This window comes from Flavobacterium sp. (genome assembly GCF_044368625.1).
Taxonomy (GTDB): domain Bacteria; phylum Bacteroidota; class Bacteroidia; order Flavobacteriales; family Flavobacteriaceae; genus Flavobacterium.
Genome location: NZ_JBIPPD010000282.1, coordinates 1 through 3,222, shown reverse-complemented (window position 1 = coordinate 3,222; position 3,222 = coordinate 1). Strand labels below are relative to the sequence as shown.

Genomic DNA, 3,222 nt, shown 5'->3' with positions numbered 1-3,222 from the left:
GCAAAGAAGGGTTTACCATCTTTTTTTCCCTCATCAATAAAATTGATCAGCTTATCAGTATACGTTTTCGTAGCGTAATAGTTTTTCGGAAGTTTGGTCAAGTATTTTCCATCTTCTGTAAACACTGAAGTATGATTGAGTGCTGTCATATTGGTCATGTCCCAATAGCTTCCCATACCGTCAAGCAGAGTAAAATCTCTTTCAAAGCCACGGGCGGCTGGAATCTTATCCGGTGCTTTACCAAGGTGCCACTTGCCAACCATGTAGGTGTGATACCCTGCATCTTTCAATAATTGAGGCATGGTTACCAAACTGGTACTCACATTCCCTTCGTACCCTGCTTTCCCCATCTGGTTGGGGGCGGTCCACTCATCCATGGCACCTAAACCATTGATGTGCGTATCTTGCCCCGTTAATAGCATAGACCTTGTGGGAGAGCAACTGGGCTGTGTGTAGTAATTGGTGAAGCGAGTTCCGTTTGCTGCAAGCGCATCCAGATTTGGGGTTTTTATTTCACTCCCAAACATACCCATGTCCGAGTAACCCAAATCATCGCCAAGGATTACTACAATATTGGGCCTTTTGCCTCCTATTTGTGATCCTGTAGATTGGCTAAATGCAATCTGCACCATCAACAAGAAAACCGACGTGATTGTAAATTTTGTATTCATACTATTTTTATTTATGTTTATATAACTATTTTATATTACCGATAAACACTCTTACTTTGGTTTACCGTACTATTTTCCATACGATACCTTTCGTGAAATTTATTTTTATTTACCCGCAGCATTTTTGAACCCTGAATTTTCAATTACGATTTTCAAGTCTTTTGCAGGTGCATCGAGTTTTGTTGTAGCTGCATATTGAGTTCCATCAGGTAAATCGCTATAGGTTATATTAAATACCACTTTTTCCTTGGAATCATCGACAGCAGTGCTAACATCTATAGCCATAATCTTTTGTTTTGGTTTGTTGATAGCTACCGCTAGATTGTCCCCAGTTTCATTATAATCTGGAAAATTGAGTTTAAATTTGGTGTTGGGTTCCAATATTTGAACGGTAGTTTTGCCTGCTCCATACACTTTTTGAATTTTCTCTGAAGAGGGTGGCAAATACGTCTGGATTTTAGCAATTGCTTTTTTGGCATAGTCCGACATTTCTTCTTTTTTGTTTTCGATAATCTTTCCTCGCAATCCTCCTTTTTTCTTTTCCTCAGCACCACCACCAATATCAACTTTAGTCAATTTACCATCTACAGCATAATAGCATTGTTTCTGCTTGGCCGATTTTTGTTCTCCTTTTACAAAAACTTTAGTGGTTTCGATCCACTCGTATTTTTTCATATTGGCGTTGCTATCGGCAAGGTTTTTTTTAATCATTGCAACATCAGCTTTTGTATCTGATTGTGCAGTGATTTTTGTTATTCCAATACATAAAAATAAGATAAGCACTAAATTTAGCTGTTTCATGATTTTTGGTTTTAATTATTATTTTTTTTGTTAATTATTATATTTCTGTAGTTGATATCATATTTTTTCTAATAGCGCAAAAATTGTTTCAAATAGTTAAACAAGCAGGGATAAGACCTTTTTAAGAACATCAATTATTGGAAATTCGATAAATACCACGAAAACAAAAGGTAATGCAGTCATTCCCCATAGTGGTAAAAGATCTTTTACAGTAAATGGTAATGTTTTCATATTCAATACATTACTAAACACACCACTCATATCGCAAACTGCTGAAAATTGTGGTGAATCCATATCTTCGGCATTCACTTGATTAAAACTTTTCAACGCAACTTTGGATTGTAGTTCCCTGAAAATTCCATTGGCGTAATCATTATTTTCGAATATGCTTTGCTCTCTAGCATCAGTAAGTTTCTCCACAAAAAATAGTAACGGAAAAACAAACAACGTGGTAATAAAAATGAAATAGGCGAACGCCATAAATTTAAAGTCGAGAACATGCACTCCCTCGATAAGGACAAAGTCAGCCATATTTCCAGCGACAATAGCTGAAAAGGCCAAAGCTACTGGTGAAAAATACCGAATGCTATAGGGTAGAAATCCAAGTCCTCCAACAAGATCGGGATGTGGCGGAAAAAGATCTAGATTTAATCTGGTAATTTTAAATAAAATAATACCCCAAAACACAATGCGTAGCAACCACTTGTAAACCAAATACAGCACAAAAGGCTTGCTGATGAGCGTGCTCCACAAACCCGCAATATTTAGAGATTCGTGGTCATTATTTAACTCCCATATAAGTAAGTTAGTATTTTCTTTGGCATAAAAAAGAATCAGGAGAACTTGAAAATAACACAGTATAATAATAATCAAATCAACCCAACGTGATCTCATCAGGTTAATTTGCTTCGTGATTATTTCCTTAAAACTCCCGATATCTTCATTTCTAATAAGACCAGAACTTACAAACTGTGCCAACAATTTTCCAAGTTTCAGATTAACACTTCGCTCAAAAAATATAAGTATGGGTATAGTAATTAGTAAACGTGCTTGTGTATCAAAACTGCTAATAAATGATGTATCCATATTACCTGTCCAGAAATTTTTTAATATCAGCGTAAAAATGACTAAGGGAAGCCAGCAAATAGCTAACGCTACAAAAACCGATTTGAGTTGCCCATTGAATCCTTCTGTCTTCAAACCTGCCTTGCCAAGCATTTTGTTATAAGTATTTTCACTAAAAAAAAGTTCCATACAATTAATAATTTTAAAATTTAGAACAACCCCGGATTTTCGGCACTACCGCTTACTGAACCAAAGCTGTTCCAACAATTAGCTGAACCTGCAAAAACTACTTATCTTGCGTTTTTATTTAATTTCGACTACCAATTTCGATATGCTTCCATTGAATTTGGATTTGGCCTCAGCACCAATTCTTTCCACAACTGGTGTAGCTAGATCAATACCTACATCCACCGTTTCATCAGCAGAAAATATTCCAGGTTGGGTACGTTCAATTCTTCCTTCACCTACTTTTTTGCCATCAATAAACAGAGTACCCAAACCACCTTTAGCAAGCCCACCACCATCATAAGCAAAATCAAATTTTACAGTATGTTTGCCTGGCGTAAGTTTTTGACCTGATTCAACCGTAAAACGCTGCAATCCAAGAAAGTTATAATCATAAGCCAACGTTCCATTGACAACATAAAGCGCCCATCCACCGAATCTTCCAGCTTGTGCAATTAGA

Annotated in this window: 3 protein-coding genes and 1 pseudogene; all 4 read right to left on the bottom strand. The window is 36.5% G+C overall.

Going from position 1 to position 3,222, the window contains the following annotated elements; all coding sequences use genetic code 11:
• The coding region (locus ACIQ2X_RS14910) for a sulfatase-like hydrolase/transferase (protein WP_396179747.1) at positions 1–671 on the bottom strand (671 nt) is incomplete at its 3' end.
• Between the two features lie 105 nt (positions 672–776).
• The gene (locus ACIQ2X_RS14905) at positions 777–1,472 is read right to left on the bottom strand and encodes a hypothetical protein (protein ID WP_396179746.1); all 696 of its coding nucleotides are present in this window, start codon (positions 1,470–1,472) and stop codon (positions 777–779) included.
• Between the two features lie 96 nt (positions 1,473–1,568).
• A complete protein-coding gene (locus ACIQ2X_RS14900; protein WP_396179745.1) occupies positions 1,569–2,726 on the bottom strand; it encodes a hypothetical protein in 1,158 nt (385 codons plus the stop codon).
• Between the two features lie 114 nt (positions 2,727–2,840).
• Positions 2,841–3,222 (bottom strand): annotated as a pseudogene (locus ACIQ2X_RS14895) (arylsulfatase); the annotation flags it as partial.